The 24253-nt window shown below is 70.7% G+C and carries 22 protein-coding genes; 20 read left to right on the top strand and 2 right to left on the bottom strand.

Going from position 1 to position 24253, the window contains the following annotated elements; translation table 11 throughout:
* The first annotated feature begins 16 nt into the window (after positions 1 to 16).
* The 18 genes from I5071_RS27205 to I5071_RS27120 all read left to right on the top strand — a co-directional run bounded on the left by I5071_RS27205 (position 17) and on the right by I5071_RS27120 (position 20872).
* A complete protein-coding gene (locus I5071_RS27205; RefSeq protein WP_236515780.1) occupies positions 17 to 1444 on the top strand; it encodes a sigma-54-dependent transcriptional regulator in 1428 nt (475 codons plus the stop codon).
* Positions 1445 to 1466: 22 nt separating this feature from the next.
* Positions 1467 to 2447 carry a hypothetical protein gene (locus I5071_RS27200; RefSeq protein ID WP_236515779.1) on the top strand — a complete coding sequence of 327 codons (981 nt, stop codon included), beginning with the start codon at positions 1467 to 1469 and terminating at the stop codon, positions 2445 to 2447.
* Positions 2448 to 2674: 227 nt separating this feature from the next.
* Positions 2675 to 3655: a type II secretion system protein GspC gene (gene gspC / locus I5071_RS27195; RefSeq protein WP_236515778.1), complete on the top strand. Its 981-nt coding sequence runs from the start codon at positions 2675 to 2677 to the stop codon at positions 3653 to 3655.
* 37 nt (positions 3656 to 3692) lie between these two features.
* Positions 3693 to 6326, top strand: coding sequence for a type II secretion system secretin GspD (gene gspD / locus I5071_RS27190; protein WP_236515777.1), 2634 nt, complete (start codon positions 3693 to 3695; stop codon positions 6324 to 6326).
* A gap of 10 nt (positions 6327 to 6336) precedes the next feature.
* The gene (locus I5071_RS27185) at positions 6337 to 8235 is read left to right on the top strand and encodes a GspE/PulE family protein (protein ID WP_236515776.1); all 1899 of its coding nucleotides are present in this window, start codon (positions 6337 to 6339) and stop codon (positions 8233 to 8235) included.
* Between the two features lie 3 nt (positions 8236 to 8238).
* Positions 8239 to 9465 (top strand): type II secretion system inner membrane protein GspF, encoded by a 1227-nt coding sequence (gspF, locus tag I5071_RS27180; RefSeq protein WP_236515774.1) that lies wholly within the window; start codon positions 8239 to 8241, stop codon positions 9463 to 9465.
* 9 nt (positions 9466 to 9474) lie between these two features.
* On the top strand, positions 9475 to 9900 hold the full coding sequence (locus I5071_RS27175; RefSeq protein WP_236515773.1) for a type II secretion system protein GspG: 426 nt from the start codon (positions 9475 to 9477) through the stop codon (positions 9898 to 9900).
* 58 nt (positions 9901 to 9958) lie between these two features.
* Positions 9959 to 10366 (top strand): type II secretion system protein, encoded by a 408-nt coding sequence (locus I5071_RS27170; RefSeq protein WP_236515772.1) that lies wholly within the window; start codon positions 9959 to 9961, stop codon positions 10364 to 10366.
* A 24-nt stretch (positions 10367 to 10390) separates the two neighbouring features.
* Positions 10391 to 11095, top strand: a complete 705-nt coding sequence (locus I5071_RS27165) for a pilus assembly FimT family protein (RefSeq protein WP_268921149.1) — start codon at positions 10391 to 10393, stop codon at positions 11093 to 11095.
* Positions 11095 to 11811, top strand: coding sequence for a type IV pilus modification PilV family protein (locus I5071_RS27160; RefSeq protein WP_236515770.1), 717 nt, complete (start codon positions 11095 to 11097; stop codon positions 11809 to 11811). Before I5071_RS27165 ends, I5071_RS27160 begins: the two co-directional genes overlap by 1 nt.
* Positions 11808 to 12509, top strand: a complete 702-nt coding sequence (locus I5071_RS27155) for a type II secretion system protein GspJ (protein WP_236515769.1) — start codon at positions 11808 to 11810, stop codon at positions 12507 to 12509. Before I5071_RS27160 ends, I5071_RS27155 begins: the two co-directional genes overlap by 4 nt.
* On the top strand, positions 12506 to 13930 hold the full coding sequence (locus I5071_RS27150) for a general secretion pathway protein GspK (RefSeq protein WP_236515768.1): 1425 nt from the start codon (positions 12506 to 12508) through the stop codon (positions 13928 to 13930). Before I5071_RS27155 ends, I5071_RS27150 begins: the two co-directional genes overlap by 4 nt.
* On the top strand, positions 13930 to 15624 hold the full coding sequence (gene pilM, locus I5071_RS27145) for a type IV pilus biogenesis protein PilM (RefSeq protein WP_236515765.1): 1695 nt from the start codon (positions 13930 to 13932) through the stop codon (positions 15622 to 15624). Before I5071_RS27150 ends, pilM begins: the two co-directional genes overlap by 1 nt.
* Positions 15621 to 16259, top strand: a complete 639-nt coding sequence (locus tag I5071_RS27140; RefSeq protein ID WP_236515764.1) for a type II secretion system protein M — start codon at positions 15621 to 15623, stop codon at positions 16257 to 16259. The genes pilM and I5071_RS27140 overlap by 4 nt, the downstream gene beginning before the upstream one ends.
* A gap of 13 nt (positions 16260 to 16272) precedes the next feature.
* Entirely contained in the window at positions 16273 to 17262 is a 990-nt protein-coding gene (gspN, locus tag I5071_RS27135) for a type II secretion system protein GspN (protein WP_236515763.1), read from the top strand.
* Entirely contained in the window at positions 17259 to 18722 is a 1464-nt protein-coding gene (locus I5071_RS27130; RefSeq protein WP_236515761.1) for a hypothetical protein, read from the top strand. Before gspN ends, I5071_RS27130 begins: the two co-directional genes overlap by 4 nt.
* A gap of 87 nt (positions 18723 to 18809) precedes the next feature.
* A complete protein-coding gene (dnaK, locus tag I5071_RS27125) occupies positions 18810 to 20645 on the top strand; it encodes a molecular chaperone DnaK (protein ID WP_236515760.1) in 1836 nt (611 codons plus the stop codon).
* Complete coding sequence (locus tag I5071_RS27120) at positions 20642 to 20872, top strand: hypothetical protein (RefSeq protein ID WP_236515759.1); 231 nt, start codon at positions 20642 to 20644, stop codon at positions 20870 to 20872. The genes dnaK and I5071_RS27120 overlap by 4 nt, the downstream gene beginning before the upstream one ends.
* A gap of 284 nt (positions 20873 to 21156) precedes the next feature.
* Here I5071_RS27120 and I5071_RS27115 read toward each other — a convergent pair whose 3' ends face one another.
* The gene (locus I5071_RS27115; RefSeq protein ID WP_236515758.1) at positions 21157 to 22236 is read right to left on the bottom strand and encodes a hypothetical protein; all 1080 of its coding nucleotides are present in this window, start codon (positions 22234 to 22236) and stop codon (positions 21157 to 21159) included.
* A gap of 60 nt (positions 22237 to 22296) precedes the next feature.
* Entirely contained in the window at positions 22297 to 22728 is a 432-nt protein-coding gene (locus I5071_RS27110; protein WP_236515757.1) for a PH domain-containing protein, read from the bottom strand.
* Positions 22729 to 22931: 203 nt separating this feature from the next.
* Between I5071_RS27110 and I5071_RS27105 the strand changes: the two genes are divergently transcribed.
* Together I5071_RS27105 and I5071_RS27100 are read left to right on the top strand one after the other, a co-directional pair.
* Complete coding sequence (locus tag I5071_RS27105) at positions 22932 to 23726, top strand: thymidylate synthase (protein WP_236515756.1); 795 nt, start codon at positions 22932 to 22934, stop codon at positions 23724 to 23726.
* Positions 23723 to 24208 carry a dihydrofolate reductase gene (locus tag I5071_RS27100; protein WP_419249607.1) on the top strand — a complete coding sequence of 162 codons (486 nt, stop codon included), beginning with the start codon at positions 23723 to 23725 and terminating at the stop codon, positions 24206 to 24208. Before I5071_RS27105 ends, I5071_RS27100 begins: the two co-directional genes overlap by 4 nt.
* The last annotated feature ends 45 nt before the right edge of the window (positions 24209 to 24253 follow it).

Genomic DNA, 24253 nt, shown 5'->3' with positions numbered 1-24253 from the left:
TGACGAGGTGGCACGCATGAACGACAGCTCGACGACGACCCCGGTCCCGGCCGCCCCCACGCCCTCGGCCGCCAACGCCTCCACGACGGTCCTGGTCGTCGACGACGAGCGCGAGAACCTCGAGGCGCTCGAGCGCATCTTCGCCCGCGAGGGCTTCCGCGTGCTGACCGCCGAGTCGGGCCGCCGCGCCCTCGACGTGTGCCGCGCCCAGCGCGTCCACGTGGTGGTGACCGACCTGATGATGCCGGGCATGAGCGGCATCGATCTGCTCAAGGCCCTCGAGACCGTGGCGCCCGACGCCGAGGTCGTGCTGATGACCGCGTACGGCACGATCGAGACCGCGGTCGAGGCGATGCGCGCGGGCGCGTACGACTTCGTCGAGAAGCCGCTCAAGCGCATGCAGATGGTGAAGACCGTGCAGAAGGCGGCAGAGCGCCACGCGCTCGTCGCCGAGAACCGCACGCTCAAGCAGGAGCTCTCCGCGCTCAAGTCGGGCTCGAGCGGACCACGCCCGATCGTCGGTAGCTCGCCCGCGCTGCGACGCGCGCTCGACATCGCGTACCAGGCCGCGCCGAGCACCGCGAACGTGCTCGTCCTCGGCGAGAGCGGCACCGGCAAGGAGCTCCTCGCGCGCGCCATCCACGAGCGCAGCGGTCGCAGCGGCGCGTTCGTCGCGGTGAACCTCGCGGCGCTGCCCGAGACGATCGTCGAGGGCGAGCTCTTCGGATACGAGAAGGGCGCGTTCACCGGCGCGGTGCAGAAGCGCGAAGGGCGCGTCGCGCAGGCCGAGGGCGGCACGCTCTTCCTCGACGAGATCGGCGAGCTCAGCCCGCAGGTGCAGGTGAAGCTCCTGCGTCTCCTCCAGGAGGGCGAGTACGAGCCGCTCGGTGGTCGCACCAGGCGCGCCGACTTCCGCCTGATCGCCGCGACCAACAAGGACCTGCGCCAGCTGATCACCGAGCAGCGCTTCCGCGAGGACCTCTACTACCGGCTCAACGTCATCGCGATCACGAGCCCGCCGCTCCGCGATCGCCAGGGCGACGTGCCGCTGCTCGTCGATCACTTCCTCGAGGTCTACTGCCGCAAGAACGGCAAGCCGCGCATGGAGCTCGCGCGCGAGGCGCTCGAGAAGCTCCAGGACTACTCGTGGCCCGGCAACGTGCGCGAGCTCGAGAACGTGATCGAGCGCGCGGTCGTGCTCTCGCGCGGCGCGACGCTGACGCTCGCCGATCTGCCGCCGCAGATCACCCAGGCCGAGCGGCGCGGCAGCGATCTCTCGTTCTCGATGGGCACACCGCTCGAGGAGATCGAGCGCCGCGTGATCCGCGCCACGCTCGATCACACGCGCGGCGACAAGCAGCTCGCGGCGCAGCTGCTCGGCATCAGCGCGCGCACCATCTACCGCAAGCTCGCGGACCTGAACGAGCCCGACGCGGCCGAGTGAGGCTCCTGTACCCTCGCGCGCGATGATCGACGCGCTGCCATCGACGCCACGCCTCTGCATCGCGCTCTGCGGGGCGCTCGCGCTCGCGGCGTGCGACGCGGGCGACGACGACGACGACACCATGCAGCCCGACGCCGCGAGCACGTCCGAGGACGCAGCGCGCCCGCCCGACTGCGCGGCGACGTCGCCTCCGACCGTGCTCGGCCGCATCGACGACGCGCGGCTCGCGGAGCTCTCGGGGCTCGCCGCGAGCCGCCTCCATCCCGGGCTCTTCTACGCGCACAACGACTCCGGCGACGGACCGCACGTGTACGTCGTCGACGCGAGCGCGCACGTGGTCGCGACGATCACGCTCACCGGCGCATCGAGCGTCGACTGGGAGGACATCGCGGTCGGCCCGGGAGCCGACGGAGCGCCCTCGGTCTTCGTCGGCGACGTCGGTGACAACGCAGCGCGCGACGGGAGCGGCGCGCCGCGCGCCGAGGTGCACGTGCACCACTTCCCCGAGCCCTCGGCGCCTCCGAGCGGCGCGATCGAGCTGAGCACGACGACGACGACGCTGACGTATCCGGACGCGGCGCACGACTGCGAGGCGATCTTCGTCGATCCCGACGGGGCGCTGTTCCTGCTGTCGAAGGAGGACGAGGGGCCCTCGACGCTCTTTCGCACGGCTGCGCCCGACGCGACGCCGCGCGTGCTCGAAGCGATCGCGAGCGTCACGCTCGCGCCGGGCTCGGCGTCCGCGACCGCCGCCGATCTCTCGCCGAGCGGCAGGAGCCTGCTGGTGCGCAGCTACGGCGCGCTGCGGCTCTACACGCGCACGCCGGACGAGCCGTGGTCCGACGCGCTCGCGCGCGCCCCGCTGCGGATGCGCACCCAGCCCGAGCTCCAGAGCGAGGCCGTCGCGTGGCTGCCCGACGGGCGGGGTTACGTCACGGCCCCCGAAGGCGCCATGCCTGCCCTCGCCCGCGTCGACCTCCTCGACCCCGCGTGCACGTACTGATCGTGCCCGACGGACCGGTTGCCATTCTGTCAGCGCCGACGTTCTCCCACCCGCTCACGCTGTCATCTTGTCCGCGCCGCGACCGCGTCGCGCGCGGGATCCGCGCCGTTCACTGGCTCTGCTGGATCAGCTGAGCTAGGCACGGCCGCTGCTTAGCCCGCCGGGCGGCGTTCCTCCCCCGCGGCGACCCTCAGGAACCAGTGGCACTCGAACCCACGCACAAGCGGTTGCTCCTGGCCGTCGTCCTCTCGACGCTGACGACGACGTCGTTCCTGTTCGCGCAGGGCACGACGCAGCTCGTCGCGTCGGCGGTGCTCGACGCGCCGCCGAGCGAAGACGACGGGCCGCGCTCGCGCGGACCGCGTCGCGCGGTGACGACGCCGGCGCGCGATCTGACCGCGATGGGCCGCGCGATCCTCGAGCGCAACATCTTCGACTCGCAGACCGGCTCGATCAGCTGGGACCCGCCGCCGCCTCCGGCGCCCGAGACCCCCGAGGAAGAGGAGATCGCGCCGGTCGTCGACGGCGATCCCAACACCGCGCCGCCGTGCGAAGGATCGATCCGCCTCGTCGCGAGCTACTACCGCCCGAACGAGCCCGATCAGTCGTTCGCCGCGATCACGAACGCGACCGGCACGTCGCTGCTCTACGCGGTGGGAATGCGCGTGGACGAGCGAGAGGTCGTCGCGATCGGACGCTCGCGCGTGGTGCTGCGCCCGAGCGGACAGCCGCTGTGCTCGCTCTCGATGTTCGCGGAGCAGCCGGTCGCGAGCGCGCCGCGCGCGCAGCCCGCGGAGCCGGTCGTCGTCGCGACGCCCGAGGCCGCGACGCCCGGCTCGCCCGGCATCGAGACCTCCGAGCTCGACTCGAACATCCAGCAGATCAGCGAGACGAGCTACGCGATCAACCGCACGCTCGTCGATCGCCTGCTCGCCAACCAGGCCGAGCTGATGCGCACCGCGCGCGTCATCCCGCACGAGGTCGACGGCCGCGTCGTCGGCGTGAAGATCTACGGCATCCGCCGCAGCTCGCTGCTGGGCCGCCTCGGCGTCCAGAACGGCGACATGCTGCGCACGATCAACGGCTTCGATCTCACGGAGCCCGACAGCGTGCTCGAGGCGTACACGCGCCTTCGCAGCGCCGATCGGCTGACGCTCAGCATCGAGCGTCGAGGTCAGCCGGTCACGATGGACTACCAGATCCGCTGAGCTGCAGCGGAGCCGCGCCCGTTCGAAGGAGCCACGAGTGAGGACCCGTCTCGCACTGCCCATCCTCCTGACCTCGGCCTCGATCATGATCAGCGGGCTGGGCCTCGCGATCGGCGGTCAGACCGCCGGCGCGCAGGAGCGCCCACAGGTGACGATCCCGCGCCCGCGCGTGCCGCAGCCGGAGACGCCGCCCGCCGAGGGCGGTGGCGGCGCGCCGTCGAAGATCCAGCCGTTCGAGACGGGCCTCGAGGAGAGCGAGGTGCGCCCGACGCCGCCCGGCGCGCGCGTGTCGTTCAACCTCGAGGACGCGGATCTGCCGGACCTCGTGCGCCTGATCGCGCGCATCACCGGCAAGCGCTTCATCCTCCCGAGCAAGGGCCGCAGCATCAAGGCGACGATCTACTCGCCGACCGACGTGACCGCGGCCGAGGCGTACCAGGCGTTCCTCTCGATCCTCACGCTCAACGGCATGACGCTCGAGCCCGCGGGCCGGTACCTGAAGATCGTCGACTCGGCCGGCCTCGCGCAGAAGGTCCTGCCGATGTACCAGGACGGGCAGAGCACGCCGGCCGACGATCGCTACGTCACGCGCATGGTGCGCGTGGAGAACGTGAGCGCCGAGGACGTCGCGACGCTGCTCTCGCGCTTCAAGACGGAAGCGGGCGACATCACTGCGTACGCGCCGACGAACACGCTGATCATCAGCGACACCGGCGCGAACATCCGGCGCATGCTCGGGATCCTCGCGGAGATCGACATCCCGCGCACGGGCGAGCAGATCTGGATCGAGCCCGTGCACTACGCGCCCGCCGCCGAGATGGCGGAGACGCTGCAGCAGATCTTCCCGACCGAAGGCGAAGGCGCGGCCGGAGGAGGAGGCGCGACGAAGGCTCGCGCCGCGACACCGCGCGCGGGACGAGCGCCGGTGACGCGCGAAGGTGCGGCCGAGGGCGCAGCCGAGGGCCCGGCGACGGTCGGAGCGCGCACCGGTGAGTCGCGCGTCACCTCGATCATCCCCGAGGAGCGCAGCAACCAGCTGATCATCGTCGCGACCGAGCGCGCCTATCTGCGCATCCTCGAGGTGCTGCGCGTGCTCGATCAGCCGGTCGAGGGCGAGGGCGGCGTGCACATCTATCGCCTGCAGTACGCCGACTCCGAGGTGATGGCCGAGGTGCTCTCGGGCCTCATCGAAGGTGGTGGCGGGGGCGGCGGTGGCGGCGCCGGCGAGGGCAAGGCGCCGCGTCGTGCTGCCGCGGAAGGTGCCGCGGGCGGTGCGGGCGCGGTCGCGGGCCTCTCGGGCGCGGAGATCTCGATCACTGCGCACAAGGACACGAACTCGCTGCTCATCACCGCGACCGCGCAGGACTACGCGTCGCTGCGGCGGGTGATCGATCGGCTCGACGTGGTGCCGCGACAGGTCTTCATCGAGGCCGTCGTGATGGAGCTGTCGATCACGCGCACGACGAAGCTCGGCCTCAGCTACCACGGCGGTCTGCCCGAGCCCGAGCTCGACATCGCGGGCGTCGAAGGGCAGGGCCTCTCGGTGCTCGGCTTCGGCGCAGCGAGCTCGATCGGGTTCCCGGCGAGCGCGCTCGCGGGCGACACGCTCACCGGCCTCGCGCTCGGCGTGCGCGGTCCTTCGTTCACCGTGCCCGGCGTCGGAATCTCGGTGCCGAGCTTCGGTGTCGTGCTCAACGCGCTGGCGACGTCGAGCGACGTCGACGTGCTCGCGACGCCGCACCTCATCGCGATGGACAACACCGAGGCCGAGATCAACGTCGGCGCGAACGTCCCGCTGCAGACCTCGGGCATTCCGTTCGGCGGCGCGGGCGGGCTCGGCGCGCTCGGTGGGCTCGGCGGCACCGGCACCACGGGCCAGGCCGCGGGCGGTCTCGGTGCGCTCGCGGGCCTCGCGGGCGGTCTCGGTGGTCTCGGCGGCGGCGGGCTCGCGCGCCAGTCGGTCGGTACGATCATCCGCGTCACCCCGCACATCAACGACGCGGGCGAGATCCGGATGGAGATCGAGGAAGAGATCTCCGAAGCGGGCGAGGCGCTGCCCGGCAACCTCGGCGCGATCCCGATCCAGCAGCGCATCGCGAAGACGCAGGTGCTGGTGCGCGATCAGCAGACCGTCGTGATCGGCGGCCTCATGCGCGACCGCATCAGCACGACCGAGACGAAGATCCCGATCCTCGGCGACATCCCGATCATCGGCGCGCTCTTCCGCCAGACGTCGCGCCAGACCCAGAAGACGAACCTGCTGCTCTTCCTGACGCCCTACGTGATCCGCACGCCCGACGATCTGCGCGCGATCTTCGAGCGAAAGATGCGCGAGCGTCAGGAGTTCATCGATCGCTACTTCGTGTTCGGCGATCACGACTACGACCCGCCGCTCGACTACTCGCGAACGCGAGGCCTGCTCGGCGAGATCTTCATGGAGCTCGACGCGCTCGACGAAGAGCGAGCGCTGGCCGAGGAGCTGCGGAGCCGGCCGCCTCCGGAGCACCGCCCGCGCGCACCGCTCGGCACGGCCGAGTTCGACAGCGGCACCAGCGGCGGCGTCGTGATCATCGGCCCGGAAGGCGAGTCGGCCCCCGCAGAGGTGCAGGTCACGGCGCCCGAGCCGGCCCCTTCGACCGATACCGTCGAGGTCACGCCGCCCCAGCAGTGAAGGTCCCCTCATGGAGCAGAACGCAGCCCAGCAGAAGTTCGTCGGCGAGATCCTCGTGCGCCGTGGTGCGCTCGACGCATCGAAGCTGCCCGAGCTGCTCCGCACCGCGGAGGAGAAGGACGCGCGGCTGCTCGATCTCCTGAACGTCACGGGTGAGGTGCGTCAGGAGACGGTCGTCCGTGCGCTCGCGGAAGAGGTCGGGATCCCCTTCCACGACAAGGTGCGCCACGAGGAGATCCCGGCCGAGCTGGTCGATCGCGTGCCGATCAACTTCGCGCGTCAGCACCGCGTGCTCCCGCTCGAGTCGAAGCTCGACGGGCGCATCGTGCACGTCGCGATCGCGAACCCGCTCGACCCCGCGCCGCTCGACGATCTGCGCGCGCTGCTCGGCTGCGACGTGCTGCCGATCGCCGCGACCGCCGAGGCGATCGAGGACGCGATCAACCGCGTCTACGAGCGCAAGGACGACAAGGGCCTCGACAAGGCGAAGGAAGGCGAGGAGGTCGAGGAGCTCCAGGACCTCATCGACATGACGGACGAAGCGCCCGTCATCCGGTGGGTCAACAACCTCTTCTACCAAGCGGCCGATCAGCGCGCGTCCGACATCCACATCGAGCCGAGCGACAAGGAGGTGCAGGTCCGCTATCGCGTCGACGGCAACCTCCACGTCGCGAAGACCGCACACAAGGGCTTCCTACAGTCGATCGTCTCGCGCGTGAAGATCGAGGCGGGCCTCAACATCGCGGAGAAGCGCCTCCCGCAGGACGGCCGCATCACCAAGAAGATCAAGGGACGCGTGATCGACGTGCGTGTCTCGACGATCCCGACGAGCAAGGGCGAGCGCATCGTCATGCGTCTCCTCGACAAGGAGAAGACGCTGCTCGACCTCGAGGACCTCGGCTACGCCGGCGCGTACCTCGAGACGCTGCACCACCTCGCGACGCGCCCCAACGGCATCATCCTCGTGACCGGCCCGACCGGCAGCGGAAAGACGACGACGCTCTACGCCGCGCTGAGCCGCATCAACACGCCGGACCTCAACATCCTCACCGCCGAGGATCCCGTCGAGTACGAGCTGCGCGGCATCGGTCAGATGCACGTGCAGCCGAAGATCGGGCTCACGTTCGCAGCCGCGCTGCGCTCGTTCCTGCGCCAGGACCCCGACGTGATCATGGTCGGTGAGATCCGCGACCACGAGACCGCCGAGATCGCGATCCACGCGTCGCTCACCGGTCACTTGGTGCTCTCGACGATCCACACCAACGACGCGGCGGGCGCGGTCACGCGTCTCGTCGAGATGGGCACCCAGCCCTTCCTCATCTCGAGCTCGCTGCTCGCCGCGGTCGCGCAGCGCCTGGTGCGTCGTCTCTGCGTGCACTGCCGCCAGCCCTACGAGCCGACCGATCAGGACTTCCGATCGCTCGGTGTCGATCGCAGCCGCCTCGCGGCGATCGTCAGCTCGCCGGGCGTGCAGCCGTGGACGGGCCTGCGCACGAGCACGACGCCTCCTCCGCCCGACGGAGGCGATGGAGTGCCGTGGGGCGCCGACGACGACGTCGCGCTCCTCGACGACGAGCCCACGGGCCTGCACCGCGTGCCCACGATCAGCGCGGCGCCGAAGAAGAAGCCGAACGGCGGCGGGATGCGCCCCGTGTTCTACCGCGCGGTGGGCTGCGGCGAGTGCTCGCACACCGGCTATCGCGGGCGAATCGCGATCGCCGAGATCCTCATGATCGACGAGCCGGTGCGCCGCGAGATCCTGAACCAGAGCGACGCGGTGACGATCACGCGCGCCGCGACCACGCGCGGCATGCGCACGCTCCGCGAGGACGGTGCGCGCCAGGTCGTGCTCGGCATCACGAGCCTCGAGGAGGTCCTCGCCGCGACGCAGGCGGGGGACCTGGAGTAACGCATGGCCGTCTACGTCTGGCGCGGGATCGCGTCCGCCTCCGGCAAGGAGATCAAGGGCGTGCGCGACGCGGACAACGTCCGCGCGCTCCGCACGCTCCTGCGCAAGGACGGCGTGATCCTCACGCAGGCGCTCGAGGAGTCGGAGGCGAAGAAGAAGACCGCGCGCGAGGTCGACTTCGGGCGCTTCTTCCGCCGCGTCTCCGCGCTCGACGTCGCGATGATGACGCGCCAGCTCGCGACGCTGCTCAAGAGCGGCGTGCCGCTCGTCGAGTCGATGAGCGCGCTGATCGATCAGCTCGAGAACCCCGAGCTGAAGAACGCGCTCACGCAGACGCGCGACAAGGTGAACGAGGGCTCGAGCCTCGCCGACGCGCTCAAGGCGCACCCCGCGATCTTCAGCGACCTCTTCGTGAACATGGTCGCGGCGGGCGAGGCCTCGGGCACGCTCGAGACCGTGCTCGGCCGCCTCGCGGAGTTCCTCGAGTCGCAGAGCAAGCTGAAGAACAAGGTCAGCTCGGCGCTCGCCTATCCGGCGTTCATGGCGCTCATGAGCATGGCGACCGTCGCGATCATGATGGTCGTCGTCGTGCCGAAGGTGACGAGCATCTTCGACGACTTCCAGCAGGCGCTCCCCTGGTACACGCGGCTGCTCATCTTCATGAGCGACGTGTTCACCGGCTACTGGTGGCTGCTCATCCTGATGATCGCGGGCGCGATCTACGGGTGGCGGCGCTGGGTCACGACGACCGAGGGCCGCGCGAAGTGGGATCGCTGGCTCCTCGGACTGCCGCTCTTCGGGAAGCTCTTCCTGATGGTCGCGGTGTCGCGCTTCTCGCGCACGCTCTCGACGCTGCTCAAGAGCGGCGTGCCGATCCTCCACGCGATGGAGATCACGAAGAACGTGCTCGGCAACGTCGAGCTGCAGCGCGTCGTCGAGGAAGCGACGGGATCGATCCGCGAGGGCGAGAGCATCGCGGTGCCGCTCAAGCGCAGCGGGCGCTTCCCGCCGATCGTCACGCACATGATCGCGATCGGCGAGCGCTCGGGTCAGCTCGAGGAGATGCTCGAGAACGTCGCGCTCGCCTACGACAACCAGGTCGAGACGCGCGTGCAGACGATGACCTCGCTGCTCGAGCCCGCGATGATCGTCGTCATGGGAGGAATCTCGGGCGGTATCGCGTTCTCCATCCTGATGCCGCTGATGCGCATCAACGAGTTCGTGCAGTGAGCTCGATGCATGGCCCGCCGTCCTCGCACCTCCAGCGTCGCGCTTCCCTGGGAACGGCAGGGATCGCGGCTGCGCGAGCTGATCGCGGGCGGGCAGTGGCGTCGCGTGCTGGCCGCGCTGATGGTGATCGCGGTGGGCTTCGCGATCTGGCAGAGCGTCGAGGCGCGCGAGAAGGTGCGTCGCACCCGCGCGGTGATCGCGGAGACGCGCCGCGCCCTCGCGCAGTTCCGCGAGGACATGGGGCGCTGCCCGCACACGATGCGCGAGCTCGTGCACCCCGCGCGCTCGGGCGTGCACTACCTGCGCGAGGAGCCCCTCGACGCGTGGGGACATCCGCTCTGGGTGCGCTGTCCGGGACGCTACGACGACGGGGACGTGGACGTCGTGTCGGCGGGGCCGAGCGGGAGCTTCCTCGACGACGACAACATCCAGTGACCGAAGAGTGAACGTCATTCACGAAGCCGATTTCACGAAGCACATGCGAGAGGCCGAGATGGAGCAGCAGAACCAGAAGGAGATCACCCAGCGCGCGCGTCGTCGTCGCCGTCGCTCGGGCATGACGCTCGTCGAGATCATGATCGTCGTCATCATCATGGCGCTGATCGCCACGGCGGTCGGTGTCGCGGTGCTGCCGCAGCTGCGCCGCGCGCGCGAGGACGCGACGCGCTCCGACGCGCAGCAGGTGCAGTCGGCTGCGGTGCTCTATCTCGGCCAGGAGCCGGGCGCGGACTGCCCGACGGTCGCGGACCTCACCGAGGCGGGCGTGCTCGATCGCTCGCGCCGCACGACCGACGCGTGGGATCACGACTTCGTGATCGAGTGCGAGGGCGACGACATCTACGTCGTGAGCGCCGGCGCCGACGGTCAGATGGGCACGGAGGACGACATCCGCCCGCAGTGAGCGCGCGGATGATCGGAGCGGGCGATGCGGCGGGACCGTCGCGAGCGGGCGCGCAGGGCGCGAGAGGGCATGACGCTCATCGAGATGATGATCGTCGTGATCATCATCGCGCTCGCGGCGACCGGTCTCGGCTACGGCCTCGGCGCGCTCGAGCGCACGCAGCTCCGATCGGCGTGCATGAAGATCACCGCGGGCGCGCGCTACGCGTACAACCGCAGCATCGCGCGCGGCACGACGGTGCGTCTCGTGTTCGACCTCGAGCAGGAGACGATGGGCTTCGAGGAGGCGCACGGCCGCGTGACGCTCGCGCGCGCGAACGACGAGCGCCGCGCGGAGATCGCGGAGGACGGCAGCGGCGACGACATCTCGGGCGTCGATCCGTGGGCCGCGGCGCAGGCGCGCATCGAGAGCACGCTGCGCCCCTCGTTCGGCGCGTCGCCGTTCTCGCCGATCGAAGGGCGTCGCTACCAGGCGCGCCCGCTCGGTGACGGGATCACGATCGAGCGGCTGATCACGCCGCACGAGCCCGACCCGCGCGAGGACGGACGCGGATCGATCTACTTCTTCCCGGGCGGCCAGACCGAGCACGCGGTGATCTGGCTGAGCGACGGCGGCGATCGTGTGTTCTCGGTCGAGATCCACCCGCTCACCGGGCGAACGCGGGTGCGCGATCACGCGTGGGAGCCCGACGAGCTTCTCGATCAGGGCACCAGCGAGGTGCGCGACTGATGCGCCGCTCCACGTCGAAGGCAATCGGCGGCTTCACGCTGCTCGAGGTGATGGTCGCGGTCGCGATCCTCGCGATCGCGCTGACCGCGATCTTCGCGAGCGAAGCGGGCGCGATCCGGGTCGCGTCGCGCGCGCGCTTCACGACCACCGCGACGCTGCTCGCCCGCTGCAAGATGGCGGAGATCGAGGAGCAGATGCAGCGCGAGGGCCTGCCCGCGGTGAGCGCGACGGGCGACGACGCGTGCTGCGAGGACGGCGAGGTCGAGGGCTTCGAGTGCGAGTGGGAGATCTCGCGCATCGTGCTGCCCGATCAGGCGTCGACGACCGACGAAGAGCTCGCGGAGGGGCTCGGCGCGGCGGCGGAGGGCGCGGAGGGTGCCGAGGGCGGCGCCCCGCAGATGCCCGACGTCACGTCGATCATGTCGGGCGCGATGATGGGCGGCGGCGGCGACATGGTCTCCGAGATGGCGCTCCAGTACGCGTTCCCGGTGCTCAAGCCGCAGATCGAGGAGCAGGTGCGGCGCGCGCGCGTGACGGTGCGCTGGCACGAGGGCGAGGAGGAGCGCTCGTTCGACGTGGTGCAGTACCTCGTCGCCGAGCAGCCGCCGGCCGCGGTCACGCAGCAGGCTGCCGATCAGCTCATCAACGGCACGCCGCCTCCGGGCACGCCGCCTCCGGGCACGCCGCCTCCGGGCCGCAGCGGAGGTGGGCTGTGAGCCGCGCTCGCCTGCGCACCCGCGGCATGACGCTGATCGAGGCGATGGTCGCGGTGACCATCCTCGCGATCATCACGACCGTCGTGTACGGCGGCTTCTCCCAGACGATGCGCAACAAGTCGCGCGTCGAGGAGCAGGCCGATCGCGCGCACGTCGTGCGCGTGGCGATGGAGCGCATCGTCCGCGAGCTCTCGCAGGCGTACGTCTCGGTGCACGTCAATCCGAACCCGTCGATGCAGTCGATGCTCACGACGTTCCACGGCTATCGCCAGGGACGCGGCAGCCGCATCGACTTCACGTCGTTCTCGCACCGCCGGCTCTATCGCGACGCGCACGAGTCGGATCAGAACGAGCTCAGCTACTTCCTCGCGCGCCATCCCGAGCATCGCGATCAGACCGCGCTCGTGCGCCGCGAGCAGCGCCGCATCGACGCGAACCCCGAAGAGGGCGGCGACCTCACGATCATGGTCGAGGACGTGCGCGAGTTCACCCTCGAGTACCTCGACGGGCTCACGCTCGAGTGGGTCGACTCGTGGGACGCGACGCCGACCGGCACCCAGGCGAACCGCCTGCCGACGCAGGTGCGCGTGCAGCTCGTCGTGCCGGGCGTGATCGATCCGCGCCGGACCGAGACGTACACGACGCGCGCGGTGATCCCGATCAACTGGGCCCTCAACCACGCGGTGTACAACCCGTGACTGCGCGGGCGCACGGCATCGGGCCCTTCCGCGGCTCGGGCGACAGCAAGGATCGCGAGCGTCGCGGCCGGCTCTGTGGCCGTGATCGGAAGAGCGAGCGGAGCCTGCGCGAGCGCGGGCTCGCGCTCGTGATCGCGATGACCGCGGTCGCGATCCTCGCGGTGATGCTCGCCGACATGCACGAGAGCACGACCGCGTCGTACGTCGTCGCGACGACCGAGCGCGATCAGCTCCGCGCCGAGTACATGGCGAAGAGCGGGCTCAACCTCACGCGCCTGCTCGTGTCGCAGGAGCCCGCGATCCGCGCGACCGTCGCGCCGATCTACCAGCTGCTCACCGGCCGTGGCCCGCCGATGATCCCGGTGTGGTCGTACGCGAACGGGATCCTCCGTCCGTTCTGCGACTACGAGGGGATGCAGGAGTCGGGGATGATCAACACCGTCGGCGTCGACTTCGCGACGAGCGAGGGCCTCGGCGACACCGGCGGCACCTGCGAGATCATCGCGCTCGCGGAGAACGCGAAGCTCAACGTCAGCGACCCGCTGAACTTCGACGGTGATCGCGCGCGCACCGGCGTCGCGATGCAGATGTTCGCGCTGATGGGCGGCTATCAGTCCCCTTCACCGTTCGATCCGCTCTTCGAGCAGCGCGATGCGGACGGGCAGTACACGTCGCGCCTCGACGTCGTGAGCGCGCTGATCGACTGGTGGGACTACGACGGCGAGCGAACGACGTTCGATCCCGGCGCCAGCACCGTGGCCAGCGGCGGCGCCGAGGACGACGTCTACCGCATGTTCGACGACCCCTATCAGGCGAAGAACGCAGCCTTCGACTCGATCGAGGAGATCCGCCTGATCCGCGGCGTCGGCGACGACTTCTGGGCGACGTTCGTCGAGCCCGATCCCGACGATCCGAACACGCGCGCGATCACGATCTACGGCTCGGGCGCGGTGAACCCGAACGAGGCGACGCCCGAGGTGCTGATCGCGCGCGTCTGCTCGATCCTCACCGATCAGCCGCTCTGCACCGACCCGCTCGAGGCGAGCAAATTCATCCAGATCATGCGCACGCTGCGGATGATCGCGCCGATCCCGTGGTTCACGCATCCGCGCGACTTCCGCTCGTTCCTCGAGGGACGCGGCGGTGAGCGCGATCTCTATCCGATGCTCGCGGGCTTCCTCGGGACCGACAACCCGATCCTGTTCCGTCCCGTCACGATGTCGCAGCAGCAGGGGACGCAGGTCGAGGCCGCGTTCGTCACCGCGGCACGCATCCTCACGATCCAGTCGACCGGCACCGTCGGTCGCGCGACGGTCCGCGTGCGCACCGTCATGAACTTCCACGATCGCTGGACCCCGCCGCCGCCCAACGCGGGCACGATGCCGGGGCTCGGCATCTTCTACTACTACCGGGTGGACTGATGGCGAACCTGTTGGGCATCGAGATCGCGCCCGACGCAGTACGCGGCGTTCTCATTCGCACGTCGCTGCGCAACAAGCAGATCGCGCGCTTCGAAGAGGTGCCGATCCTCGCGCCGAGCCCGCCGGAGCCGGTCGCTGCGGCGCCGATGCTCGCGCCGGTGCCCACGGTGTTTGCTGGTTCGGACCGCCCCGAAGCGTTCCCGGGCACCGAGCCCGCGCCGCCGCCGCCGAGCGAGCCCGAAGCGCCGGTCGAGCCGCCCGATCCGATCCGCGTCGCGCTCGAGGAGCTCGTGCGCCGCATGAGCCCGCCGCGTCCTTCGATCGTCGCGGCGCTGCCCGGCGAAGAAGCGTCGATGCGCCGCATCGAGCTGCCCGCCGCGGTCGCGAAGAAGATCGACGAGCTGCTCCCGATCGAGATGGAAGCGCTCGTGCCCTTCGACGCGAGCGAGACGCTGCTCGACTACCAGACGATCGAGGTCGAGAACGCGAAGCTGCACGTGCTCGTCGTCGCGGTGCCCAAGTCGCGCGTGCGCGGGTACCTCGATCAGCTCGCGGCGTGGCGCGCCGATCCGGTGGAGCTCGCGGTGGGCGCGGCCGCGCTCGACGGCCTCGCGCAGGTGATGCCCGCGCTCGCGACCGAAGGGCCGCACGTGATCGTGCACCTCGGCGCGCGCCGCACCGACGTGTGCATCCTGCGCAAGGGCACGACCGCGCTCGCGCGCACCATCTCCGCGGGCGTCGACGACGCGGGCGATGCGTCGTTCGCGACGAGCCCCGCGATGGACACCGCGTTCTCGGGCTCGGCCGCCGAGCGCCTCGCGCGCGAGCTGCGCCAGACGTTCGCCGCGTGGCGCATGCAGGGCGGCGAGGCCCCGGTCGCGATCCACGTGTCCGGTCATCGCGTGCACGACGAGCGCGTGCCGCGCTGGATCGGCGACGTGCTCGGCCAGCCGGTCGAGCTGCTCCAGGTGCCCGACACCCAGCCGGTGCCGAGCGGGATCGATCCCGTGGTGCGCGCTCGTTACGCGCTCGCTCTGGCGCTCGCGGCACGCGGGCTCGGTCGCACGAAGCGGCTCGACCTGCGCAAGGGCGAGTTCGTCGCGCGCCGCACCACCGGCGTCATCCGGCAGCACGCGCCGCTCTTCGCGGCGTGCGCCGCGGCGATCGTGTGCGCGTTCCTCTTCTCGACGTACGCGCGCTGGTCGGTGCTCGACTCGCGGCGCGAGGCGCTCGAGGGACAGCTCGCGCAGGTCACCCGCGATCGACTGGGCGAGGAGACGCGCAGCACGACGCGCGCGCGCACGCTCCTCGAGGGCGGCGGCGCGCGCAGCGATCCGATGCCGCGCTTCACCGCGTACGACGCGCTCGCCGCGATCTCGGGCGCGATCCCCAGCGACATCACGCACGACGTGCAGCGGCTGCACATCGATCTCGGCGACGATCGCAGCGGCGGTCACTTCGAGCTCGCGGGCATCGTGCGCTCGATCGAGGATCGCGATCGCATCGCGCAGGCGCTCGGTCAGGTGGAGTGCTTCCGAGAGCTCGAGCTCGGGCCGCTCACCCAGGCGCCGAACGATCGGCGTCTCTATCGCGTCGAGGCGGACATCTTGTGCCCCGGTGAAGAGCCCGCGGGCGGCGGTCCCACCAAGCGCGGCCGCGGCGGCCGCTCGCGCGGCGGGGAGGGCGAGCAATGAATCGGTTCGAAGCGCTGCGAGCGCAGTGGGAAGCGCTCACCGATCGCGAGAAGCGCCTCGTGCGCATCCTCGGCGCCGTGGGCGCGGCGAGCGTGATCATGCTGCCGGTCTATCTGCTCTCGAGCGCGATCGGCGAGCTCGAGGAGCAGAACGAGCAGATCGCGAGCGTGCTCTCGGACATCGATCGCGCCGAGGATCGCCTCGCGCAGCGCGAGGCCGAGCGCAACGCCGCGGAGGCCCGCTACGCGCAGCGCGCGCCCGAGCTCGGCACGTTCCTCGAGGGCCGCTCGAGCGCGCGCGAGATGCAGATCGCGTCGGTGACGAACCAGCCCGAGGTGCAGGAAGGACGCTTCCGCAAGCGCCACGTGCGCGCGAGCTTCCCCGGCACGACGCTGCGCCAGGCGGTCCGACTGATGACCGATCTCGAGAGCGCGCCGTACCCGATCGCGATCGAGCGCGTGCACATCGACCACTTCCAGGAAGGCGATCACTACAACCTGGAGCTCGGCGTCATCACCTTCGATCGCAGCGGCGGTGATCGCGACGCGGGCGCGGGCGGCGGCGATCGACCGACGGCGGTGCGCCCGGTGGGCCCCGGCGGCGCCGTGCGCGCGGGACCTCCTTCTCCTCCGTGATCCGAGGATCGACGTGAACCTGCCCTTCAACCTCAGTGAGCGCGCGAAGACGAACCTCCGCCGGTTCGTGCTCTATCCGCTCTGGTTCCTCTTCTGCTTCGTCACGTTCGCGTACTGCACGTTCCCGTACGACCGCGTGCGCGATCGGATCGAGGACGAGGTCGAGCGCGCGATGCCCGGCGCCGATCTCGAGATCGTCGGTCTCTCGCCGTCGTGGATCACGGGCGTGGAGCTCACCGGCGTGAGCCTGACGCTGCCCGCCGAGGAAGAAGGCGAGCGTCCGACCGCGCTCTCGCTGACGACGGTGACGGCGCGCGTCGGCCTCCTGGATCTGCTCGGCGGCACCACGTCGGTGGGCTTCTACGCGGAGCTCGGCGGCGGCGGCACGATCGAGGGCCGATTCTCCGACGGCGAGACGAGCACGCAGGTGCAGGCCCACCTCGTCGACGTCGCGCTGCAGCGCATCGGGCCGCTGCGCCGCTACGTGCAGCTGCCGATCGCCGGCACGTTGAGCGGCGACGTCGACGTGACGATCGCCGACGAGGCCGCGAACACCGAAGGTCAAGTCACCTTGACCATCGCGGGGCTCAGCGTCGGCGATGGTCGCGCGCGCCTCGAGATCCCGGGCATGCGCGGCACCGGCATCACGGTCGAGCAGCTCAACGCGGGCGACCTCAACCTGCGCATGCAGATCGAGCGCGGCGTGGGTCGCGTGCAGCAGCTCACCTCGTCGAGCGACGACCTCGAGCTGCGCGGCGCCGGCACGGTGCGCCTGCTCCGGCCGCTCCGCATGTCGAACGTCGACGTGATCCTGCGCTTCGAGATCAAGCCGCCCTATCGCGAGCGCAACGATCGCACCCGCGCGATCTTCACGATGGTCGACATGGCGCCCGACGTGCGCGCGTACCGCGCGCCCGACGGTGCGTTCCAGCTGCGCGTCGCGGGCTCGTTCGGCTCGAGCATCCGCGCGTCCGGCGCGGGCAACGCCTCGCTCGCACAGTGAGCTCCGCGCGCAGGATCGGGCTCGCGGCGATCGCCACGCGCGTCGCGCTCGTGCTCTCGGGCGTCGCGGCCGCGGGCGTCATCGCGTGGCTGTCCGGCGTTCGCGACACGACGCTCACCGACGAGCGCGGTGTGGTCGAGGTCGCGATCACGCACTTCACGCACGTGCCATTCGATCGCCTGTGGTCGCTCGCGGGCATGCGCGGTTGGTCGAGCGTCGCGCGCTACGCACCGCTCGTCCTCGCGCTGGCAGCCGCGGCCCTCGCGGTGCTCGCGATCCGTCGCGCGCCGGTGGGCGACGTCGCGCGCGCCCCACGCCGCACCGCGGCGGTGTCGATCGGCGCGATCGCGATCGGCGCGCTGGGCGCGTGGTGGCTGCAGGTCGATCCCGCGCGCAACGCGCTCTTCGGCGACGGGCCCGCGCTCGCTGGGCATCTCGCGACGCGTCGCGGCGGCTTCGCGGCGGAGGCGCTCACCGCCGATCTCTTCGTCGGCATGCACCGGCTGCTCGAGAAGCTGCAGCACGGCGCCGTCGAGATGCGCGACGCGATCGAGCTCGTCACGTTCGTGTGCGCGGGGCTCTTCCTCGCTTCGGCGATCGATCTCGGGCGCACGCTCGGGCGATCGCACCCCGAGCGCGTCGTGATCGCGCTGGGCATCGCGACCACCGGCGGCGTGGTGCAGCTCCTCGGGTACGTGGAGACGACGTGCGTCGCGTTCACCGCGATCGCGGTCTATCTCGCGGCGGGCGTTCGTGTCTCGCGCGCGAGCGGCGAAGCGATCCTGCCCAGCGAGATCGTCGCGCACTCCGCGCTCGGCATCGCGCTCGCGTCGCACGCCGCGTGCGTGTCGCTCCTGCCGAGCGTGCTCTTCCTGCACCTGCGCCCGGGGCGGGGCCTGCGCGCGTCGACGAGCTGGATCCTCGTGCTCGCGCTGACGCTCGTGCCGTGGCTCGCGTCCGCGGTGCTGCCGCACTACGCGCGCGGTGATCTCGGCAACATCGAGGGCGGCGGCGATGCGCGACGGTTCCTGCCGCTCGAGTTCGATCCGCTGCACCCGCCGTCGATCACGATCTACTACGCGCTGCTCTCGCGCCTGCATCGCATCGAGCTCGCGAACGCGTGGGCGATGGGCGCGCTCGCGGCACCCTTCCTCGCGCTCGCGTGGATCCCCGGCCGCGTCGGCGCGCGCACCGACGCGTTCGGCGTGCGACGCGCGCTCTTCCTGCTCGCGGCCGCGTCGGGCGCGCTCTCGGTCGTGATCTTCTGGAGCTTCGACTTCGGGCTCTACGGTGACTGGAACATCGTCACCGCGTACCTGCTGCCGCTGCACGTGCTCGGCTGGACCCTCGTGCCCTCGCTCACCCGCGAGCCGCTCTCGTGGTCCGGCAGCGCGCTGTACGCACCGCTGCTGATCGCGCAGATCGCGATGCTCGCCGGCTGGTACGCGCAGCTCGCGTGAGATTTCGTGCGCCGCACGGGCGGTGAACCTCACACATCCGCCGCCACCGCTGTCGACAGTGTCTCGGTACACGGGCATGTTCGCGCGATGCCCCGCGTCGTCGGTATCGACCTCGGCACGACGAATTGCTGTGTCGCAGCCGTCGACGGATTCCGTCCGAGAGCGCTGCAGAATCGTGCGGGATACAAGACGACACCCTCGGTCATCGCGGTGACCGAGGACGGGCGTCGCCTCGTCGGACAGCTCGCGGCGCGCCAGGCGGTGATGAACCCCGAGCACACCGTGCACGCGGCCAAGCGCCTGATCGGTCGTCCCTACGACTCGCCGCAGGTGCGGCACGCGATCGACCACAGCGCGTTCCGCATCGTCGAAGGTCCGAACGGCGACGCGCGCATCGAGCTGCGCGGGCGCTCGTACTCGGTGCCCGAGCTCTCCGCGATGCTGCTCCACGAGATGCGGATCGTCGCGGAGGAGCGGCTCGGCGACGTGGTGGATCGCGCGGTCGTGACGGTGCCCGCGTACTTCAACGACACCCAGCGCCAGGCGGTGCGCGATGCCGGGCGCATCGCGGGGCTCGAGGTCGTCCGCATCCTCAACGAGCCCACCGCGGCGGCCATCGCGTACGGGTTCGAGCGCGAGGAGCGCAAGACGATCGTCGTCTACGACATGGGCGGCGGCACCTTCGACGTCTCGATCGTGCGCGTCGATCCCACCGTCGGCTTCGACGTGATCGCGACGACCGGCGACTCGTACCTCGGCGGCGAGGACTTCGATCATCGCGTGCTCGCGTGGCTGCTCGCGAGCATCGAGAAGCGCCACGGCATCGTCCTGCGCGACGATCCCACGGCGCTGCAGCGCCTGCGCGAGGCCGCGCAGAAGGCGAAGTGCGAGCTCAGCGAGACGCACGAGGCCGAGATCCAGCTGCCCTTCCTCGCGAACGGCCCCGAGGGCGCGTTCCACCTCGACACCCGCCTCGCGCGCGCGCAGCTCGAGCGCATGACCGGGGATCTCGTCACGCGCAGCCTGCAGATCTGCGAGCGCGCGCTGCGGCTCGCCGAGATCCGCGTGAACGACGTCGACGAGGTGATCCTCGTCGGCGGCATGACGCGCATGCCCGCGATCCAGCGCGCGGTCACCGAGTTCTTCGAGCGCGAGCCCTGTCGCGGCGTGCACCCCGACGAGGTCGTCGCGCTCGGCGCGGCGATCACTGCGTTCTCGATCCAGGGCGAGGCCCAGAGCGGCGTGTTCCCGGGCGGCACGATGCCGCTGCGCGACGTCACCGCGCACTCGCTCGGCATCATGGTCGCGGGTGGGCGCTACGACGTGCTGGTGCCCGCGAACACGACGGTGCCGACGCGCACGACGAGCGTGTTCGCGACCAGCCGCGACGATCAGCAGGTCGTGAAGATCGTCGTGCTGCAGGGCGAGAGCGAGATCGCGCGCGAGAACGACTTCCTCGCGCAGTTCGCGCTGACCGGGCTGCGCCGCGCGCCGGCGGGCGAGGTCGAGATCGAGGTCGAGTTCGAGATCGACGAGGACGGCATCTTCCGCGTCGCGGCGATGGACGTGGAGAGCGGCGAGGCGCAGGCGATCGAGGTCGTCGCGCAGACCGGCCTCGACGACGCGGAGATCGCGCGGATGATGCACGAGGCGCAGTCGTACATGGCCGAGCGCCGCCGCCTCGAGGAGCACGAGCGCGCGCGCCAGGGCCTCGAGGTCGCGCTCGCGGAGATCGATCGCGTGCTGCCCGAGGCCGAGCGACGCATCGCGCGCATCACGATCGCGCCGACCGCGATCACGAAGGCGCGCGAGATCGCGGAGCACGTGCGCGCGGTCGCGCGGGACAGCGATCCGCGCGACCTGATGCGCCACGCGCGAGAGCTCGAAGCGCTCGCGAGCGAGATCAAGCTGGCGCTCGGGTGAGCCTCACTCCGCTCAGGAAATTCCAAAAGAACGGAGCTTCCGCTGAGGAGAGCAAGAGGGAGAAAGAAGACCACGTAGGGGGTCTTCTGGTGGACCTGTTGGGCGAGATAGGCCCGGACGACGAGATCTTTGAGGAGAGCAGGAGGAGAAGGAAGACCACGTGGATGGGTCTTCTGGTCGACCCACTGGCTCTTCATCGAGCTCGGACTCAGGAAATTGGCGGGTAGGGACGACGAATCGACGGCGACGCACTGCGGGTGCGTCGTGACGACTGCGGGCGCATTGCCGTGGTCTTCCTAACCCTCCTGCTCTCCTCGGAAACCTCTCCTCCGAAGAGAGCAGCGAGCGCAGCAGGAACCAAGAGCCGAGCGCTTCGGAAATTCCATCCGATTGGAGAACCGACTTCTCGTGAGGCGGGCAGTCGGAAGAGAGACATCGTGCTCTCCCTCCTGCCCGTCCCGCTCTCCTCAGCGGAAAGACTCCGCTGCCCTCGGCGGAGCTCCTGCGCTCCTCAGCGTGCGACGGGCGTCAGGGTGCGCGCCGCGGCGCGGAAGCGCGGGAGCCAGCGCGTGGCGCCGCTCGCCTCGGTGCTGCCGAGGATCATGAACGCCGCGTCGCCGCGGAACACCAGCGCGGTGTACGTCGCGAGGCGCGGCTCTTCGGTCGTCGTCACCGAGCGATCGCATCCCGAGAGCTCGCCGCCCTCGATCGTTCCTTGCTGCAGGTCGGGGCCGCCCGAGAGCTGCACGAGCTGGCCGAGGATCTGCGGGCAGAGCTCGGTGCGCTCCGTCGCCGGCACGTCGATCGGCAGCGGCATCAGCAGCATCATCGGCTGACCCACGCCCGGCGGCGGCTGGCCGTCCGTCGAGTACGTCACGTTCGTGCTCGCCGCGCGCACGAGCTGCAGCCCGGTGCCGGGATCGATGCGGTATCCGAGCGCCGCCTCGGGATCGATCGCCACCGCCGGATCGATCTGCGTCGTCAGCACGCTCGTGCGCAGGTACGCGCGCATCTGCTCGCTGCGGCTCGCCGCGTAGAGCCCCATCACCGCGACGCTGCGCGTGCCCTGACGCGCGACGACCCACACGCGCTCGAGCTCGGTCTGGCCCTGCTCCATGCGATCCACGACCAGCGTCGCGGGCACGCCGTTCAGCTGGATCTCCTCGCTCTCGAGCTCCTCGGCCGACGCGCGCAGACCGCTGCGGAACTGCTGGTGCACCGAGAGATCACCCTCGGCCGCGGCGATCACGATCTGCAATCGACGGCGCGGGTGCACGAGCGTCGAGCCCGACGCCGAGCGCTCGGTGCCACGCGGCGGCTCCACGCTCACGCCGGTGCCCGGGATCACCACACGCTCGCCGAGCGGGAAGTCGACCTCGCCCTCGGCGATCGGCTCCTCGTCGCCGCCCTCGTCGCCGGACGACGGCTCGGCCTCCTCCTCCTCCTCGTCGGCACGCTCGCCGGCGCGGGGCGCGCGCCGCGCGCGACGTCCTCCGCCCTCCTCGTCCGCCGCGACCGCATCATCGTCCTGGATCGGCCTCGCGCCACCACACGCGACCAGCGCGTGTGCGATCACCAGCGCGGCCATCATCGGAATCGAACCCTTCGCGGCGGTCAGTCCGCGAACCCGCAAAATCTGCATCGTGCCCTCTCAAACGGAATCGAAGCGCCGCACGCCGCGACGCGCCTTGTCGGCCTCGGTCGCAGCGCGGAGCTGCTCGTAGAGCGCGCGCACGTCGGTGCGCAGGTGCGCCAGCCGGACCTCGCCCTTCGCGCTGCGATCGGTGGTCGCGAGCGTGAGGTTCCCGGTGCCGAGCAGGCGCTGGCCGAGCGGTAGATCGACCGCGTAGTCGTCGACGCGATAGAGATCGATCTGCTCGATCTTCTTGTTCAGCATCCCCGACTCGATCACCACGCGGCTCGTCGTGAGCTTGTAGTGCGTGCCGCGCGAGCGGACCCAGAGCCACACGAGCCCGAGCCCGAGCGTGAGCACGGCGAAGAGCGCCTCGAGCACGCCGGGCACGAGAGCAGGGTGGCCCTCGAAGATCACGCGCTCCGGCACCGGTGCCTCGCCCCTTGCCACCGTGACAGCGGCAGCGCGCGGAGGCTCGCCGAGCGACTCACCGCAGGACGGGCAGATCGCGGGGTTCGGCTGCGGGAGGTCGGTCTCGCAGTGAGGGCAGCGCTGCATCCGGCGGACTACTACGCAAAAACGGGCGTTGCGGCAAAGAACCGCTCGCGAGCCTGCTTGTTCCGCCAGGGACCCCGGGCAAGACTCGCGCGGCCATGCGCCAGTACCTCGAGCTCCTCCGCAAGATCCGGCACCACGGCACGCGCAAGGGAGATCGCACCGGCACCGGCACGCTGAGCCTCTTCGGCGAGCAGCTCCGCTTCGATCTGCGCGAGGGCTTCCCGCTCGTGACGACCAAGAAGATCCACCTGAAGTCGGTGGTGCACGAGCTGCTGTGGTTCCTGCGCGGCGAGTCGAACGTGGCGTACCTGCGCGAGCACGGCGTGACGATCTGGGACGAGTGGGCCGACGCGGAGGGCGAGCTCGGCCCGGTGTACGGCGTGCAGTGGCGCAAGTGGCCGGGCCCCGACGGCGCGCCGATCGATCAGGTGCGCAACGTGATCGACGAGCTGCGCCGCAACCCCGACTCGCGCCGTCTGCTCGTCAGCGCGTGGAACGTCGCCGATCTCCCGCGCATGGCGCTGCAGCCCTGCCACGCGCTCTTCCAGCTCTACGTCGCCGACGGTCGCCTCAGCTGCCAGCTCTACCAGCGCAGCGCCGACGTGTTCCTCGGCGTGCCGTTCAACATCGCGAGCTACGCGCTGCTCACGCACATGATCGCGCAGGTCGCGGGGCTCGAGGTCGGCGACTTCGTGCACGCGCTCGGCGACGTGCACCTCTACCTCAACCACGTCGAGCAAGCGGACGTGCAGCTCGCGCGCGAGCCCCTGCCGCTGCCGAAGCTGGTGCTCGATCCCAGCGTGCGCGACATCGACGCGTTCCGGTACGAGCACATCACGTTCGACGGCTACCAGCACCACCCCGCGATCAAGGCGCCGGTCGCGGTATGAAGGTCGCGATGATCGCGGCGGTCGCGCGCAACGGCGTCATCGGGCGCGACAACGCGCTGCCGTGGCGACTGCCCGACGACCTGAAGCGCTTCAAGGAGCTCACGTCGGGCAAGCCGGTCGTGATGGGGCGCAAGACGTACGAGTCGATCGGTCGCCCGCTCGCGAACCGCACGAATCTCGTGCTCACGCGCTCGCACGAGGCGATCGAGGGCTGCGTCGTGGTGCGCTCGGTCGACGAGGCGATCGCGGCGACGCGTGACGCGGGCGAGCTCTGGGTGATCGGCGGCGAGGCGGTGTACGCAGCGTTCCTGCCGCGCGCCGACGTGCTCGAGCTCACCGAGGTCGACGCCGACGTCGAGGGCGATGCGCGCTTCCCGGCGTTCTCGCGCGACGCGTGGCGCGTGGTGTCCGAGGTCGCGCATCCGATCGACGCGAAGCACGCGCTGCCGTTCCGCTTCGTGACCTACGAGCGCGCCCGCTGAAACGAACGCGCGCGCCGCGGATCGCCCCGCGGCGCGCGCTCGTCA

The sequence above is a fragment of the Sandaracinus amylolyticus genome (assembly GCF_021631985.1).
GTDB classification, from domain to species: domain Bacteria; phylum Myxococcota_A; class Polyangia; order Polyangiales; family Sandaracinaceae; genus Sandaracinus; species Sandaracinus amylolyticus_A.
The sequence above is the reverse complement of the archived record's forward strand: the minus strand, read 5'-3'. Positions and strand labels throughout refer to the sequence as shown.